Source organism: Rhodococcus ruber NBRC 15591 (assembly GCF_001894945.1).
GTDB classification, from domain to species: domain Bacteria; phylum Actinomycetota; class Actinomycetes; order Mycobacteriales; family Mycobacteriaceae; genus Rhodococcus; species Rhodococcus ruber.
On sequence record NZ_BCXE01000014.1, the window covers coordinates 47,462 to 63,852 of the forward strand.

15 protein-coding genes are annotated in these 16,391 nt (G+C 72.4%); 2 read left to right on the forward strand and 13 right to left on the reverse strand.

What is annotated here, in order from left to right; translation table 11 throughout:
- Positions 1 to 29: 29 nt before the first annotated feature.
- The 10 genes from RR3_RS09645 to RR3_RS09690 form a co-directional block, all read right to left on the reverse strand.
- Positions 30 to 1,115, reverse strand: a complete 1,086-nt coding sequence (locus RR3_RS09645) for a hemolysin family protein (RefSeq protein WP_010596515.1) — start codon at positions 1,113 to 1,115, stop codon at positions 30 to 32.
- Positions 1,115 to 2,485, reverse strand: coding sequence for a hemolysin family protein (locus RR3_RS09650; RefSeq protein WP_040269845.1), 1,371 nt, complete (start codon positions 2,483 to 2,485; stop codon positions 1,115 to 1,117). Before RR3_RS09650 ends, RR3_RS09645 begins: the two co-directional genes overlap by 1 nt.
- 278 nt (positions 2,486 to 2,763) lie before the next feature.
- Positions 2,764 to 4,203, reverse strand: a complete 1,440-nt coding sequence (locus RR3_RS09655) for a GuaB1 family IMP dehydrogenase-related protein (protein ID WP_017681709.1) — start codon at positions 4,201 to 4,203, stop codon at positions 2,764 to 2,766.
- Positions 4,204 to 4,213: 10 nt separating this feature from the next.
- On the reverse strand, positions 4,214 to 5,083 hold the full coding sequence (locus tag RR3_RS09660; RefSeq protein WP_010596512.1) for a DMT family transporter: 870 nt from the start codon (positions 5,081 to 5,083) through the stop codon (positions 4,214 to 4,216).
- A gap of 42 nt (positions 5,084 to 5,125) precedes the next feature.
- Positions 5,126 to 6,577, reverse strand: coding sequence for an NADP-dependent phosphogluconate dehydrogenase (gene gnd, locus RR3_RS09665; protein WP_010596511.1), 1,452 nt, complete (start codon positions 6,575 to 6,577; stop codon positions 5,126 to 5,128).
- Between the two features lie 70 nt (positions 6,578 to 6,647).
- On the reverse strand, positions 6,648 to 7,601 hold the full coding sequence (locus RR3_RS09670; RefSeq protein WP_010596510.1) for a M56 family metallopeptidase: 954 nt from the start codon (positions 7,599 to 7,601) through the stop codon (positions 6,648 to 6,650).
- Positions 7,602 to 7,618: 17 nt separating this feature from the next.
- Complete coding sequence (locus RR3_RS09675; protein WP_010596509.1) at positions 7,619 to 8,041, reverse strand: BlaI/MecI/CopY family transcriptional regulator; 423 nt, start codon at positions 8,039 to 8,041, stop codon at positions 7,619 to 7,621.
- A 9-nt stretch (positions 8,042 to 8,050) separates the two neighbouring features.
- Complete coding sequence (locus RR3_RS09680; RefSeq protein ID WP_052455222.1) at positions 8,051 to 8,932, reverse strand: ABC transporter ATP-binding protein; 882 nt, start codon at positions 8,930 to 8,932, stop codon at positions 8,051 to 8,053.
- A 59-nt stretch (positions 8,933 to 8,991) separates the two neighbouring features.
- Positions 8,992 to 10,089, reverse strand: coding sequence for a FecCD family ABC transporter permease (locus RR3_RS09685; RefSeq protein ID WP_064066688.1), 1,098 nt, complete (start codon positions 10,087 to 10,089; stop codon positions 8,992 to 8,994).
- The gene (locus tag RR3_RS09690) at positions 10,086 to 11,504 is read right to left on the reverse strand and encodes a FecCD family ABC transporter permease (protein ID WP_010596506.1); all 1,419 of its coding nucleotides are present in this window, start codon (positions 11,502 to 11,504) and stop codon (positions 10,086 to 10,088) included. The genes RR3_RS09685 and RR3_RS09690 overlap by 4 nt, the downstream gene beginning before the upstream one ends.
- A 143-nt stretch (positions 11,505 to 11,647) precedes the next feature.
- Here RR3_RS09690 and RR3_RS09695 point away from each other — a divergent pair, with 143 nt between their 5' ends.
- A complete protein-coding gene (locus RR3_RS09695; RefSeq protein WP_010596505.1) occupies positions 11,648 to 12,367 on the forward strand; it encodes a hypothetical protein in 720 nt (239 codons plus the stop codon).
- Between the two features lie 214 nt (positions 12,368 to 12,581).
- Positions 12,582 to 13,028, forward strand: a complete 447-nt coding sequence (locus tag RR3_RS09700; protein WP_010596504.1) for a PaaI family thioesterase — start codon at positions 12,582 to 12,584, stop codon at positions 13,026 to 13,028.
- A 37-nt stretch (positions 13,029 to 13,065) separates the two neighbouring features.
- Here RR3_RS09700 and RR3_RS09705 read toward each other — a convergent pair whose 3' ends face one another.
- From RR3_RS09705 to soxR, 3 genes are all read right to left on the reverse strand, one after another.
- Entirely contained in the window at positions 13,066 to 14,445 is a 1,380-nt protein-coding gene (locus tag RR3_RS09705) for an NAD(P)/FAD-dependent oxidoreductase (protein WP_026138129.1), read from the reverse strand.
- Between the two features lie 136 nt (positions 14,446 to 14,581).
- Positions 14,582 to 15,613: a tyrosine-type recombinase/integrase gene (locus RR3_RS09710; protein ID WP_017682306.1), complete on the reverse strand. Its 1,032-nt coding sequence runs from the start codon at positions 15,611 to 15,613 to the stop codon at positions 14,582 to 14,584.
- Positions 15,614 to 15,705: 92 nt separating this feature from the next.
- A complete protein-coding gene (gene soxR / locus RR3_RS09715) occupies positions 15,706 to 16,161 on the reverse strand; it encodes a redox-sensitive transcriptional activator SoxR (protein WP_010596501.1) in 456 nt (151 codons plus the stop codon).
- Between the last annotated feature and the right edge of the window lie 230 nt (positions 16,162 to 16,391).

The window sequence follows — 16,391 nt, forward strand, 5'->3', positions numbered from 1 at the left end:
CCGCGTCGGGGTGTCGGGTGGGCGGAGGTTCACGGACGTGGTCCCGGGCCGGGGTCGGCCATCCGGTGGGTGGTGTCGCGCACGGTGCCGACGAACTGTTCGACGAGGTCTTCGAGCGCGACGATGCCGATCACGGTTCCGTGCTCGTCGACGACTCCGCCGAGGTGGGCGCTGGTGCGCCGCAGCAGCGACAGCGCGTCGTCGAGGGGGGCGTCGACCGGCACCGGCGGCAGGGGCCGGATCTCGGCGGTCGCGATGAGGGTGTCCGGCCCTGCCGATTCGTCGCGCACGAGGTCGAGGACGTCCTTCAGGTGCAGGTAGCCGGCCAGTTCCCCGTGTGCGGTCTCCGCCGGGTACCGGGAGTAGCCGGTCTCGGTGACGGCCTGCTCGACAGCTCCGAGTGTGGTGCCGGCCGGGCCGAGCGGGACCGTGCGGACCCCGGACAGGGGGATCGTGACGTCCGCGACGGTCCGTCCGCTGGTCTGGAGGGCCTGGGTCAGACGCCGGTGTTCCTCCTCGTCGAGCAGTCCTTCCGAGCGGGATTCGCCGATCATCTCGGACAGTTCGAGTTCGGTGACGGTGACGTCCAGTTCGTCCTTCGGTTCGACCCGCAGCAGGCGCAGGCTGAGGTTGGCGCACAGGTTGTAGAACGCGATCAGTGGCCGGGCCACCTTCATGAACAGCAGGTGGGTCGGTACGAGCAGCATCGCCGAGCGTTCCGGTCCGGCGATGGCGATGTTCTTCGGAACCATCTCGCCGAGCAGGATGTGCAGCACCACGACGATCGTGAGGGCGAGTGCGAAGCCGATCGGGTGCAGCAGGGAGTCCGGCACGCCGAGGGCGTGCATGGGTGTTTCGATCAGGTGGGCGATGGCCGGTTCGCCGACGCGGCCGAGCAGGATCGAGCAGATGGTGATGCCGAGCTGGGACCCGGCGAGCATCAGCGACAGGTGCTCCCCGGCGGCGATGACGGTGCGGGCGCGTTTCTTGCCCTGCCCGACGAGGGCTTCGAGTCGGTCGCGGCGCGCGGTGATGAGGGCGAACTCGGCACCGACGAAGAATGCGTTGCCGGCGAGGAGCAGCACGGTGAGCAGCACCGCGAGCCAGTCGTTCATCACCGGTCTCCGTTCTCGCGGCCGGGTGCGTGCTCGTCCTCACCGGCAGGCTCGGTGGGGACGAGCAGGACGCGGTCGATGCGGTGCCCGTCCATGTCGAGGACCCGGGCACGCCAGCGGTGGTCGGCGTCGCCGGGCCGGTGCGGCAGCAGCACCTCGTCGCCGGATTCGGGGATCTCCCCGAGTTCGGTGAGGAGCAGCCCGCCGAGCGTCTCGTATTCGCCGTCCGGTGCGTGGTATCCCGTCAGGTGGGCGACCTCGTCGATGCGCAGCAGGCCCGAGCAGGACCAGCCCTGCTCGACGCGCTGCGCTTCGGGCTCGGGTTCGTCGTGTTCGTCGCGGACGTCGCCGACGATCTCCTCGATCAGGTCCTCCATGGTGACGATGCCGGCGGTGCCGCCGTATTCGTCGACGACGAGCGCGACCTGCATGCCGTCGGAGCGGACCCGTTCCATGACCGCGTCCCCGTCGAGGGTGGACGGCACGACGGGGACCTGCCGGGCGAGAGTGTGCAGCTGGGTGTGGGCGCGGCGCCGCGCGGGCACGGTGAACGCGTGTTTGACGTGGACGACGCCGACGGTGGCGTCGAGATCGCCGTCGACGACCGGGAAGCGGGAGTAGCCGGTGCGCGACGAGGCGTCGATGAGGTCGAGGACGGTGTCGTGGACGTCGAGGGACTCGATGGTGACGCGGGGGGTCATGAGGTCTTCGGCGGTGCGTTCCCCGAAACGCAGCGAGCGTCCCACGAGCAGCGCCGTGCTCTCGTCGAGGGCGCCGCGTTCCGCCGAGGCGCGCACCAGTGATCCGAGTTCCTCCGGGGAGCGCGCCGAGCGCAGTTCCTCGGCCGGTTCGATACCCAGGCGCCGCACGATCCGGTTGGCGGCGCCGTTGAGTCCGCGGATCGCCCATTTGAACACGAGCGAGAACCCGGCCTGCAGGCCGGCGGTGGCGCGGGCGGTGGCCAGGGGCCGCGCGATGGCGAGGTTCTTCGGTACGAGTTCGCCGAAGACCATCGAGAACGAGGTGGCGATGATCAGGGCCAGGGCCAGGGAGATGCCGGAGGCGAGGGCGGCGCCGAGTCCGGCGGCGCGCAGCAACGGGTCGAGGAACCGGGCGAGGACCGGTTCGGCGAGGTAGCCGGTGATCAGGGTGGTGATGGTGATGCCGAGTTGGGCGCCCGAGAGCTGGAAGGACAGGGTGCGGTGGGCGTGCTGAACCTGGCGTGCGCGCAGGTCGCCGTCGCGGGCGTGCGCGTCGACGGTGCTGCGTTCGAGGGCGGTGAGGGAGAATTCGGCCGCCACGAACACCGCGGTGCCGGCGGTCAGGGCGATGAACCCGAGCAGGCTGAGGACGGACAGCAGGACGGACATCAGCACCGCTCCCGGGCCGGCGGCAAGCTCCGCTCCGATGTCGCGAGGGTCCGGCCGGGTATGTCACCCGGCTCGCTAGGGGAACCCTCCGAACCGGCGGAGTCGGACTCCGCGTCGGCCGTGGCGGCCGGAGGCCGTGTCGAAATGATGGCGGCCGGAGGCCGTGTGGAAATGGTGGTGGGTGCCGCGGGCACCGGATTCCTCTCGTCGGGCCCGAGGTGCGGGCGTTCACGGTGAGGCATCATTCTACGGACCGTGTCCGGCCTCGTGCGGTGCGGTCACCATCCGGTCGGCAGGGGGCGTCCCTCGGCGAATCCGGCGGCCGACTGGACCCCGAGCACGGCGTGCGCGTGCAGGTCCTCGAGGGTGCGGGCACCGGCGTACGTGCAGGTGCTGCGCACCCCGGAGCAGATGTGGTCGATCAGGTCCTCGACGCCGGGCCGTTGGGGGTCGATGCGGATGCGGGAGGTGGAGATCCCTTCCTCGAACAGGGCTTTGCGGGCGCGGTCGAAGGCGGAGTCGTCGACGGTGCGGGCGGCGACCGCACGCTTGGAGGCCATGCCGAAGCTTTCCTTGTAGGGGTGGCCGGTCTCGTCGTAGCGCAGTTCGCCGGGCGATTCGTAGGTGCCGGCGAACCAGGACCCGATCATGACGTTGGCGGCGCCGGCGGCGACGGCGAGTGCGACGTCGCGGGGGTGCCGCACCCCGCCGTCGGCCCAGACGTGCGCCCCGAGGTCCCGGGCGGTGCGGGCGCATTCGGCGACGGCGGAGAACTGGGGTCGTCCGACACCGGTCATCATGCGGGTGGTGCACATGGCGCCGGGGCCGACGCCGACCTTGACGATGTCCGCGCCGGCGTCGAGCAGTTCGCGGGTGCCGGCGGCGGAGACGACGTTGCCGGCGACGAGGGGGACGGGCAGGTCCAGCGCCTTGATCCGTTTCAGGGCGTCGAGCATCTTCTCCTGGTGGCCGTGCGCGGTGTCGAGGACGAGCAGGTCGACGCCGGCGTCGACGAGCCCCGCGGCCTTGGCGGCGACGTCGCCGTTGACACCGACGGCGGCGCCGATGCGCAGGGCCCCGTCGGCGTCCACGGCCGGGGTGTAGATGCCGGCGCGGACGGCGCCGGTGCGGGTCAGGACCCCGGCGAGGGTGCCGTCGTCGTGGGTGAGCACGACCAGCGGGTCGTGTTTGGCTTCGAGCAGTGCGAACGCTTCCCGCGGCGACGAGCCGACGGAGGCGGTGGCGAAGTCGCGGATGGCGACCGCGCGCAGCCGCGCGAACCGGTCGACCTCGCGGCAGGAGCCTTCGGTGACGACACCGACGGGGCGGCGGTGGTCGTCGACGACGACGACGGCGCCGTGGGCGCGTTTGGGCAGGAGGGCGAGGGCATCGGAGACGGAGTCCTCGGGACCGAGGGTGACGGGGGTGTCGGCGACGAGGTGGCGGCTCTTGACGAACGCGACGGTCTCGGCGACGGTGCCGGCCGGCAGGTCCTGGGGGAGCACGACGAGTCCGCCGCGGCGGGCGACGGTCTCGGCCATGCGGCGGCCGGACACGGCGGTCATGTTGGCGACCACGATGGGGATGGTGGTGCCGGAACCGTCGACGGTGGACAGGTCCACGTCGAACCGGGACGCGACGGCGGACCGGTTCGGGACGAGGAACACGTCGTCGTAGGTCAGGTCGTACGGGGGCTGGTGGCCGTCGAGGAAGCGCACCTGGCGAATGCTACGCGCCGGTGGCGTCGGGCGCGGTGAGCCGGGCCTGGCTGCGCGAGAGCGCCACCGTGGCGATCAACATCACCGCGACCGAGGCGACGACCAGGGCGAGTCCCGGGCCGTCGACCCGGAGCCGTTCGTCGAGGACGGTCATGCCGAGGAAGACGGCGGCGAGGGGTTCGCCGATGGTGATCGCCGGCAGGGACGCGGCGAGCGGGCCGGCCTGGAAGGCGCGTTGCTGGAGGTAGACGCCGAGCAGGCCGGCGGTGAGCAGGGCCCAGGTCTGCCAGGCGCCGACCACGGGACGCAGGCCGTGTTCGAACAGGTCGGTGACGTACTTGGTGAACGCCACCGCCACGCCGTAGAGCAGGCCGCTGGCCGCGCCGAGTGCCATCGCCCGCGTGCCGGGGTCGTGGCCGAGCAGCCCGATCGCGGTGGCGGCGGACACGGCGGTGCACACCGCGCCGAGCGGGAGGACCCACTCGTGCCAGGGGGCGTCGATCTCACCGGCGGTGGGGTCGCCGACGACGAGGAACACCACGAGCGCCGCGCACAGGGCCGCCGCGGTCAGCCAGGTGGGACGGGTGATGCGGGAGCCGGAGAACGCGGCGGACAGGGGCAGGGCGAACAGCAGCGACGACACCAGCAGTGGCTGGACCACCAGGACCGGCCCGAGGGCGAGGGCGGCGACCTGCAGCAGGTAGCCGCCGCCGTCGCCGACTACCCCGGCCCACCAGCGGGGACTGCGGATCAGGGCGGCGACGAGGGACTCGCCGGCGGGGACGGCTTCGGCGGAGCGTTGCTGGGCGACGCTGGCCGCCGCGAACAGGAGCGCGGCGGCCAGCGCGCACACGACGGACGCCGTGACGGTGCCGCTCATGGGCACAAACTATGCCCTACCGGGGTGCCGGTGCGGGCGTGGTCAGGCGCGGACCTCGGTGCGGTCCCCGCTCCAGAGGGTGTGGAACTTGCCGTCGGCGTCGATGCGCTCGTAGGTGTGGGCGCCGAAGAAGTCGCGCTGGCCCTGGGTGAGGGCGGCGGGCAGGCGGTCGGCGCGCAGACCGTCGTAGTACGACAGCGAGGAGGCGAACGCGGGGACGGGGATGCCGAGCATGGTGGCGGTGGCGACGACGCGGCGCCAGCTGTCGATGCCGGCCTCGATGGCCTCGCGGAAGTAGGGGGCGAGGATCAGGCTGGGCAGCTGCGGGTCGGCGTCGTAGGCCTCCTTGATGCGGTTGAGGAACTGGGCGCGGATGATGCAGCCGCCGCGCCAGATGGTGGCCAGGGCGGCGCGGTCGACGTTCCAGCCGTGTTCGGCGCTGCCGGCGGCGATCTGGTCGAAGCCCTGCGCGTAGGCGACGATCTTCGACGCGTAGAGGGCGCGGCGGATGTCCTCGGTGAACTGGGCGGCGTCGGTGGGCTTGTCGCCGAGGGTGCCGGAGGCCAGGCCGCGGGCGGCGGCGCGCTGGGTGCGGGAGCCGGACAGGGCGCGGGCGAACACGGCCTCGGCGATGCCGGTGACCGGGACGCCGAGGTCGAGGGCGGACTTGACGGTCCAGCGGCCGGTGCCCTTCTGCTCGGCGGCGTCGACGATGACGTCGACGAGGGGTTTGCCGGTGCTCGCGTCGGTCTGGCGCAGGACGTCGGCGGTGATCTCGATCAGGTAGGACTCGAGGGTGCCGGTGTTCCATTCGGAGAACACGTCGGCGATCTGCGGGGCGTCGTGGCCGAGCGCGTCGCGCAGCAGGTGGTATGCCTCACCGATGAGCTGCATGTCGGCGTACTCGATGCCGTTGTGCACCATCTTCACGAAGTGGCCGGAACCGTCGGGGCCGATGTGGGTGCAGCACGGGGTGCCGTCGACGTGGGCGGAGATGGACTCGAGGAGCGGGCCGAGGGCCTCGTAGGACTCGGCGGGGCCGCCGGGCATGATCGACGGGCCGTTGAGGGCGCCTTCTTCGCCGCCGGAGATGCCGGCGCCGACGAAGTGCAGGCCGCGGGCGCGCAGTGCGGCTTCGCGGCGGATGGTGTCGGTGTAGAGGGCGTTGCCGCCGTCGATGATGATGTCGCCGGGTTCCATCGCGTTGGCGAGTTCGTCGATGACCGCGTCGGTGGCGTCGCCGGCCTTGACCATGACGAGCACCCGGCGCGGCTTCTGCAGGGCGGCGACGAACTCGTCGATGGTTTCGGTGCGTACGAAGTCCCCGTCGTCGCCGTGGGCTTCGAGCAGGGCGTCGGTCTTGGCGACGCTGCGGTTGTGCAGCGCGACGGTGTGGCCGTGGCGGGCGAAGTTGCGGGCGATGTTCGACCCCATGACGGCCAGGCCGGTCACGCCGATCTGGGCGCGGGGATTCTCGGTGCGTTCGACGGTCATGGGTACAGCTTCCCCCGAACCCGGACGGGATCGAAATCGGGGGCGTGCTACCGGTGCGGACGGCGGGGGGTCACCAGGCGCGCAGCAGGCGGCTCAGTTCGGTCAGCCACGGCACGGCGACCGCGATGGTGGGCACGACGAGGATGGCGGCGGCCGCGGTGTAGGCGGTCACGGCGGTGCGCAGGTCCGGGCCGGGTTCGGCGAGGCGCTTGACGCGCAGCACGGTGGAGGGGCCGCCGACGGCGAGGGCGCCCTGGGGGGTGCGGGCGCCGGCGCAGGCGACCAGGGCCCGGGCCAGCGGGGTGGGGCCGGTGACGCGCACGGCGGAGTCGTCGGCGAGCATCTCGACGAGCAGCTGCACCGAGCCGAGCGCGGACCGGGACCGTACCCACCGCGGGAAGGCCTCGTAGACGGCGGTGAACGCCTCGAGGACGAGGTCGTGCCGGGCCCGCAGGTGGGAGTGCTCGTGGCGGAGGATGGCGCGGATCTCGTCGTCGGCGAGGTGGTCGAGGGTGCCTTCGCTGAGCACGACCCGGTGCCGCAGGCCCGGCAGGCAGTAGGCGACGGGTTCGGCGGTGTCGAGGACGCGCACGTGGGACAGCTGCCGCACCGAGGCGCCGCTGTCGCGCCGGTCGAGCAGATCGACGAGCATGCGGTGCCGGGCCCGGCGGCGGCGGGTGCGGACACCGACGCGCAGAATCGAGTACATCAGCCGTGCACCGATGAGCAGGGTGAGGGCGAAGACCACGACGTAGGTCAGCCACAGGGGCAGGCCGAGCGCGTCGATCTCCTGGAGTGGGGCGGTGGTGGGGCGGCCGTCCTCACCGGGGACGAGCAGCAGCGATGCGATGGCCAGGCCGGAACTGAACGCGGACAGCACGGCCGCGAGCGCCACCGCCTGCCACAGCACGAGGGCGGGGCGGGGGTTGCGGTACGGCCAGGTGGCGCGGCTGAGCAGGGCCGGGACCGGCCCGGCCAGCAGCAGCGCGAGGATGCCGAAGACCAGCGCGGTGGTCGCGTTCATGGCACCGAGTGTGCCAGTCAGCTCGCCCGACCGGTACCCGGGTCGGCGACGGTGGGACGGGTGGGCCCGTCCTGCTGGGCCTCGAGCGCGGCGAGGGCCTCGCGCAGCGCGGCGGCCTCGTCGGGGTTGACACGCCCGATGAAGTGGACGAGGGCGGCGACCCGGCCGGCGGACTCGTCGGCCTGGTCGAGGGCGTCGACCATGAGGCTGGCGACGAGTTCTTCGCGGCCGTGCACCGGGACGTACCGGTGGGCGCGGTCGTCGCGCTGCTGGATGACGAGGTTCTTCTTCGCGAGGCGCTGGAGAACGGTCATGACGGTGGTGTACGCGAGGGAGCGCCGGGCGGCGAGGGCCTCGTGGACCTGCCGGACGGTCTGCGGTTCGGTGGAGGACCACAGGTGGTCCATCACTGCGCGTTCGAGTTCTCCGAGTGCTGCCATGACACGAGTTTACCGGGTCTCCGACGAGCGTGTCGTACTACCCGAAGTAGTACGTGTTCTCGTCTGCGGTCCGCCCGCCGTGCCGAACACGTGCCGGGTGCCGATCGGCACGACCAGCGGCCGGTCCGAGACCGGGTCGTCGATCACCGCCGCGTCGAGCGCGAACACCTCCCGCAGCAGCTCCTCGGTGATCACCTGCGCCGGCGGGCCCGCGCGCACGATCCGGCCCTCCTTCATCACCACCAGGTGGTCGCTGTAGCGGATCGCGAGATTCAGATCGTGCAGCACCATCACCACGGTGCGGCCGAGTTCCGCGTGCAGGCGGTCGACGAGGTCGAGGACCTCCACCGAGTGCGCCAGATCGAGATAGGTGGTCGGCTCGTCGAGCAGCAGCACGTCGGTGCCCTGCGCCAGCGCCATCGAGATCCATGCCCGCTGACGCTGCCCGCCGGAGAGCTGGTCGACCGGGCGGTCGGCGAGCTCGGTGATGCCGGTCCGGTCCAGTGCGACGGCGACCTCACCCTCGTCGTCGGCGGACCACTGCCGCAGCCACGACTGGTGCGGATGCCGCCCCCGGGCGACGAGGTCGGCGACGGTCAGGCCCTCCGGCGCCACCGGCGCCTGCGGCAACATCCCCAGCACCCGCGCGACGTCGCGAGTGCGCATCGAGGAGATCGCGTGCCCGTCGAGCAGCACGCTGCCGCGACGCGGGCGCAGCAACCGGGCCAGCGCCCGCAGCAGGGTGGACTTGCCGCACCCGTTGGGCCCGATCACGGTGGTGATCACCCCGGGGGGCACGGTCAGGTCCAGGCCGTCGACGATGAGCCGGTCGCCGTAGCCGAGCGCGAGGTCCCGCGCGACGAGCCGCGGCGGCGGGGCGGCGCTGTCCACGGCCTCGGATGGGGGCGCGGCGGTGGGCGCGGCGACGTCGTCGGTGCGGGGGATTCTGGTCACAGCGACACCTTCCGGTTCGAGCGCACGAGCAGATACAGCAGGAACGGACCGCCGAGGGCGGAGGTGACCAGGCCGACGGGCAGCGCGACGGGCAGCACCGTGCGGGCGAGGATGTCGGCGCCGGTGACCAGGGCCGCTCCGGTCAGGGCGGAGGCGATCAACGGCGGACCGGGGGAGCGCACGAGGCGCAGCGCGATCTGCGGGGCCGCGAGCGCGACGAACCCGATCGGCCCGGCCGCCGCGGTGGCGACACCGACCAGGGCGCAGGCGGACAGCAGCAACACCGCCCGCTGGGTCTGCAACCGCACGCCGAGCGACCGGGCCGTCTCGTCCCCGAGCCGCAGGGCACCCATCGTGAAGGCGGCGGTGGCGAGCCAACCGGTCAGGACGGACAGCGCCACCGCCGTCGGCACGACCTGCGACCATCCGGCGCCGTTGAGCGACCCGGTGAGCCACACCTGCGCCTGGGACACGTCGTTGATGTCGGCCGAGACCAGCATCCAGTTCGTCAGCGCCACGAACAGCGCGTTGGCGCCGATCCCGATCAGCACCAGTCGGAAGCCTTCCACCCCGCCACGCCAGGCCAGGACGTACACCGCCGCGGCGGTGCACAGGGCCCCGCACAGCGCCGCGAGGGGCAACCCGAGCGCGCCGAGCACCCCGGCGAGCGTCCCGGAACCGGCGGCGACGATGAGCGCGACCGCGGCCGCACTCGCACCGGCGGTGACGCCGAGGATGTCCGGGCTGGCCAGCGGATTGCGGGACACCGTCTGGGTCAGGGCGCCGGCGACGGCGAGCGCCGCGCCGACGAGCACCGCCGCGAGGCCCCGCGGCAGGCGCAGCTCCAGGACGATGAACCGGTCGAGTTGCTCCCCACCGCCGGCGAGCACCGAGACCACCTGCGGCACCGACAGCGGATAGTCGCCGCGGCCGAGCCCGACGCACAGCAGCAGGAACGTGGCCGCCACCAGAGCCAGGCACAGGAACACCGCGCGCGGTCGCCACACGAGCGAGAGCGTGCCGATCCGCAGTGCCGGCCGGGACGGGACCGTCGCCCGGGTCGGGCCGGTGCGTGCCGGCGCGGTGGCGGTCACAGGGCCACCAGCCGGCGCCGGCGCACGAGGGCGATGAAAAACGGTGCGCCCATCAGGGCGAGGACGATGCCGACCTGCAGCTCCCCGGGGCGGACCACGATCCGGCCGACGACGTCCGCCAGGACGAGCATCACCCCGCCGAGCAGCCCGGCGTAGGGGAGCAGCCAGCGGTAGTCCGGTCCGGTGATCGCCCGGGCGACGTGCGGGACCACGAGCCCGACGAAGGCGATCGGTCCGCAGGCCGCGGTCGCGGCGCCGGTGAGAAGGGTGATGGCGACGATGCCGACGGTGCGGGCGGCGACGACGTTCGTGCCCAGGGACCGGGCGACGTCCTCGCCGAGGCCGAGCACATTGAGGCCGGGTGTGTTCACCACGGCCAGCAGCAGTCCGGCCGCGAGGAACGGCAGCACCTGCCACAACACCTCGAGGTCGCGGCCGGCGACCGAGCCGACGATCCAGAACCGGTATCCGTCGAGCGTGGTCTGGTCGAGCAGCACCACCGCATGCGTCATCGCCTGCAGGAAGAACGCCACGGCCGCGCCGGCCAGGGCCAGGGTCAACGGTCCGGCGCGGCCGCCTCCGAGGGAGGACAACCCGAAGACCACGACGCTGGCGGTGAGCGACCCGGCGAAGGCGAACCACAGGTACTGCCCGGGGGTGGCCATCCCGAGCAGGTAGATCGAGAGCACCACGAAGAAGGCTGCTCCGGCGTTGAGTCCGAGCAGGCCCGCGTCGGCCAGGGGGTTGCGGGTGTGACCCTGGATGAGGGCGCCGGCGACGCCGAGAGCGATGCCCACCACGAGTCCGAGCACGGTGCGCGGGATCCGCAGGGTGTGCACGATGACGTCGGTGTCGGAGCCGTCGTCGGTGGTGAGAGCGTGGACGACCTCGGCGATGGTCATCGGCCGGGCGCCGACGGCGATCCCGGCGAGCAGCACCACCGTCAGTATCGCGGCGATGGCCAGCAGACCGAGCAGGCGGCGACGGCGGACGGCGCCGACGCTCGTGTCGGCGGCGAGGGGGACGAATCCGTCGGCGGCCGCGACGCGCTCGGTGACGACCTCGGTGCCGCGGCGCAGGAGGGCGCGCCGCGCGCCGACCGGCCCGCCGTGGCCGCGGTCGCGGGTGACCAGTCCGGTCCACTGTTTGCCGAGGCTGCGTCCGGTGGTGCCTTCGCGGTGCCCGCGGTTGTACCACCACAGGCCGACGGTGACGGCGAGGGCCGTTCCACCGAAGACGACACGGTCGGTCTGTCCGCCGCCGTGGGCGTCGGACAGGGCGCGTACGAGCAGCACACCGACGACGGCGGGCACGGCGAGCAGACCCAGGTCGCCGGCTTCGGCGGCGAGACGGCGGGGGAGGGAGGGGGCGTCCGCGACGGGCGGCGGCGTCTCCGGGGGGCGGAGGGTGGTCACAGGCGGTGGGCTCCTCGGGGACGCGTACTCGGCCGAACGAAGGTTAGGTTACCGAAGCCTATCTTCCAGGCTTGCATCCCCCACGACGTAATGGCATGGTTAGGCTTACCTAATTGTGACGATCCGCCGATCGGGAGGTGTGGATGACAACCCTGCTGCCACCGAGATCCACCGCGGTGCAGATCCCCGCGTTCGAGGACACCGACGCCCGCCTGAGGCTGCTGATGCCGCACGCTCCCCGCGTCTACGCCGTCGCCCGCATCGACGACGAACCCCGCCGACGCTGGTGGCGGCTCGCCGACGCCGACCGGGACCGGCGGATCGCGCTGTTGTACGCCCGCGCGCTCGAGGACGTCGCGGACCCGCGGATCGCCGTCGACCAGGTGGCGGCCGCCCTCGTCCACGTCGTCGCGGGCCGGGTCCTCGCCCCCTATCTGCTCGAGGCGCGCTGCTGGGATCCCGGGCTCGAGAACCTGTGGATCCACCAGGACAGCGACGGCGGCATCGACTGGGCCGCGGTCGCGGACGACACCCTGCGTGTACTACCCGACGATCCCGCCGTCGCCGACGACGCGGTCGTCGTGCTGCCGTGCGAGGAGGCGCTCGCCCGGTGGACCGCCCACCGTGCCACCACGGCGCTGCGTGCCGTCCACGCGTCGCTGGCGCAGTGCGCCCCCGCCGAGCAACTGCGCCTGTGGTCCCTGCTCGGCCGCACCGTCGTGGCGGGCGCGGCGCAGCTCCCCGCCCTGGCCGGCACCTCCCGCACCGTCGCGGCGCGCCGCGGCCAGGTTCTGCTGGATGCGTTCCTGACGCTGGGGGTGCCGGTCCGCGGACTTGCTAAATTAGGCAAGGCTTACCTATAGTTACGAGGCGTTGCTACTGCCGGACCGCGCCGGAGTCCTGAGGGCTGCAGAGACCCCCGGTCCTTCCCACGGCGGGCCTCGCGTGCACCACGCGAGGCCCGCCGGCTCGTCCCGGCACTGCGTGCCGCCCGCGATGTCCTAGCATCCCTTCCAGACCCGGCGACCGGCGCCGGGCCCGCGCCAGGGAGCTGGCACGACCCGGACGGAGTGACACATGACCGATCTGCCCACCCAGGAACAACTCTCCGACCCCGCGGCCGTCACCGCCCAGCACAACGACGGCTTCGGGTCCGTCCTCGGCCTCGAGTTCACCGAACTGAGCCCCGACCGGGTCCGCGCCCACTGGACCGTCACCCCGAACCAGCACCAGCCGTTCGGCATCGTCCACGGCGGCGTCTACTGCGCCGTCGTCGAATCCGTCGCCAGCTTCGCCGGCAGCATCTGGCTCGGCGACCGCGGCAAGGTGGTCGGCGTCAACAACAACACCGACTTCATCCGCGCCACCCGCGACGGGGTGCTCACCGCCACCGCCACCCCCATCCAGCGCGGACGCAGCCAGCAGCTGTGGCAGGTCGCGATCACCGACGAGCAGCACCGCACCGTCGCCCACGGGCAGGTGCGCCTGGCCAACATCCTCGATCCCGACGCCCTGGGCAACTGACCGGCGCCGCGGGCCTCGAGCCCCCGGCGCCCGCCGCTCAGCCCGCGGCGCGTCGCCCGGCGCTGCCGCGCTCGGCCTCCTCGGTACGCCGCTGCAGCCGGTCGATCGCGTTGCGGGCAAACACCTGCTGCTCCGTCGAGGCCATCTCGTTGCGGCCCCGGGTCAGGAACGTCGTCGCCCACGACAGCAGGGTCGACAGCTTGCTCGAGAAGCCCACCAGGTACAGCAGGTGGATCCCCAGCCAGGCCACCCAGCCGACGAACCCGCTGATCTCGAGCTTGCCGACCTTCGCGACCGCGCTGAACCGGCTGATCGTGGCCATCGACCCCTTGTCGAAATACTTGAATGGCTTGCGTTCGGCCGGATCGTGACCGGACAGGCCCGCCACGATCTGCCGCGCCGCGTACTTGCCGCCCTGCATCGCCACCTGCGCCAGGCCCGGCAGCTTGTCCAACGACATCATGTCGCCGATGACGAACACATTCGGATGACCGGGCAGCGACAGGTCCGGATTCACCAGGACCCGGCCCGCCCGGTCGATCTCGGCGCCGGACTGCTCCGCGAGCCGGCGGCCCAGCGGACTCGCCGACACGCCCGCCGACCACACCTTGCACTGCGATTCGATCCGGCGCTCGGTGCCGTCCTTGTCCTTGACCGTCAGGCCCGTCGCATCCACGTCGGTGACCATCGCGTTGAGCTGGATCTCCACCCCCAGCTTCTCGAGGGTCTGGCGGGCCTTGGCGCTGAGCTTGCCCCCGTACACCGGCAACACGTCCGGTGCCCCGTCGAGCAGCACCACCCGGGCGGCCGCCGGATCGATGTTGCGGAACGCGCCCCGGAGCGTGTGATGGGACAACTCGGCGATCTGTCCCGCGAGTTCCACCCCGGTCGGTCCCGCCCCGACCACCACGAACGTCAGCAACCGGCGCTGCTCGGCCGGGTCCTCGGCCAGCTCCGCCTGCTCGAACGCCCCCAGGATCCGGCCCCGCAACTCGAGCGCGTCGTCGATCGTCTTCATGCCGGGCGCGAACTCGGCGAAGTGGTCGTTGCCGAAATACGACTGGCCCGCCCCGGCGGCCACGATCAGACTGTCGAACGGCGTGACCGTCTCCCGCTCGAGGAATCGGGACGTCACGGTCTGCCGCGTCAGATCGATCGACTCGACGTCGCCGAGCAGTACCTGGGCGTTCTTCTGCTTGCGCAGCACCAGCCGGGTCGGCGGCGCGATGTCACCCACCGACAGGATGCCCGTCGCCACCTGGTACAGCAGCGGCTGGAAGAGGTGATGGGTGGTCCGAGCGACGACGGTGACGTCCACGTCGGCACGTGCGAGGGCCTTGGTAGCGAACAGACCCCCGAATCCGGATCCGATCACCACCACATGATGACGACGTGGCTCAACCGACTGGATGCTCATTCCGTGCTCCTCGATGTCTCGGGTCGACCGGGCAATCGGTGGCGGAGGAGCAGCGGGGCTCCCGCGCCGCCCCCAGTCTGTCAGCTATACCCACTCGCCACAGGCTTACGCGTCCCGTGACCGCGCCGCCCCGACGTCACTCGCGCCGGTCCAGCAGCCCGTAGACCGGGTTGTGCCGGGCGGCGTGCCGGACCGCGTCGTCCGTCGCCGAGGTGTAGATCTGCACGGTCTGCAGTGACCGGTGGCCGAGCAACTGCTGCAGCTCCACCATCGTCGCCCCGCCGTCGGCCAGGCTGGTGGCGAAGGTGTGCCGCAGCGCGTGGGCGAGGGCGCCGCGCTTGCGCTCGCTCTCGATGCCCGCCATCCGGTACATCCGCCGCACCCGGTACTGCAGGGTGCCGCGCGTGATACGCCGGCCGTCGGCGCCGACGAACAGCGGATCGGCCGGGGGATAGCGCTCCCACACCGCGAGTGTCTCGTCGTCGCCGCGCCGGGGCCGATGCGTCGGCGGGAACCGGGTGTAGCGCTCCTCGAGATACGCCGAGACGATCGCGGTCCAGCTCTGCTCGAGCGGGATCTGCCGCTCCACGGTGCCCTTGCCCATCACTCGCAGCACGGGGGCACGGGTGCCGCCGAGCACGCTGCCGAGGTCGAGGCGGATCAGCTCCTCCGAACGGATACCGGTCAGCAGCAAGGTCGCGATCAGCGCCAGGTCGCGCTGCGGCCACTCCCGGCCCGAGGCGGCCGGGCGCTGCGCCTCGACGGTGAGGGTGTCCACGAGTTGCCCGATCGCCTTGGGCGTGAACGACTTCGGGGTGTGCTGGGGGCGCTTCGGCTGGGCGATCGACGCCATCGGGTTGCCCTCCGACACGCCTTCGGAGACCAGGAAGTTGCAGAAACTGTTCCACACCGACCAGGCCCGCCGCACCGACGCCGGCTGCCGCTCCCGCGCGAAGGCGGCGAACGCCGAGCGCATCGCCCGGATCGTGATGTCCTGCACGCACAGCTCGTCCGGGGCGACCGAGAGGCGGACGGCGAGTTCCCCGCACACCGCCTGCAGATCCAGCCGGTACGCCTTGATCGTGTGCGCGGACCGCTTCGCCGTCTGCAGCGTCTCGAGGTACGCGGCCACCCAGTCCAGCAACCCCGGATCCACCCGGCCCGTCATGACCCTCCCCGCATCCCGGTCGTACACCTGTGCGATACCAGTGTGACATCCGGGGCCGACGGGAACGGTGCGACCCGGCGGGCGGCCACGGCCTACCGGTGTGACCCGGCCCCGCCCAGGCGCTGGGGTCCCGGGCCCCGGGCGCCCAGCACATCGCCGGGGTTGGCCAACGGGCACGACGCCAGGCTCAGGCAACCGCACCCGATGCACTCGGTGAAACTGTCCCGCAGGGCGGTGAGGGCCTCGATCCGCTCGGTGAGCCGGTCGTGCCACTGCCGCGACAACCGCGCCCAGTCCGCCGCGGTGGGCACCCGGCTGTCCGGCAGCGAATCGAGCGCCTCCCGGATCTCGTCGAGGGAGACCCCCACGCCCTGCGCGACCCGGATGAAGGCCAGGCGACGGAGCGTGTCGCGCCGGTAGGTGCGCCGGTTCCCCGAGGTGCGTCTGCTCTCGATCAGGCCGCGGGCCTCGTAGTAGTGCAGCGCGGACACCGCCACCCCCGACCGGGACGACAGCTCGCCCGGGGTCAACCACACGTTCGGCGGCATCGCCGTTCCTCCCGAATCCGGGGCCGGCCCCACGGACCTGCCGTTCGTCGAACCGACTGTACGACGAGGGGAGCGGGCCGGCGACGTCGCCGATCCACCCGTCGAGGGGGAGGTGGTGGTGGTGGTGTGCGACGGCCCCCGCCGGGACATCGCGGGCGGCGTGGGCGCGGCGGTCCGGGGGCCGGGGGCGGGGAACGAATCGGGGCGTGCTGAGGCCCGGCGTTGGCGGC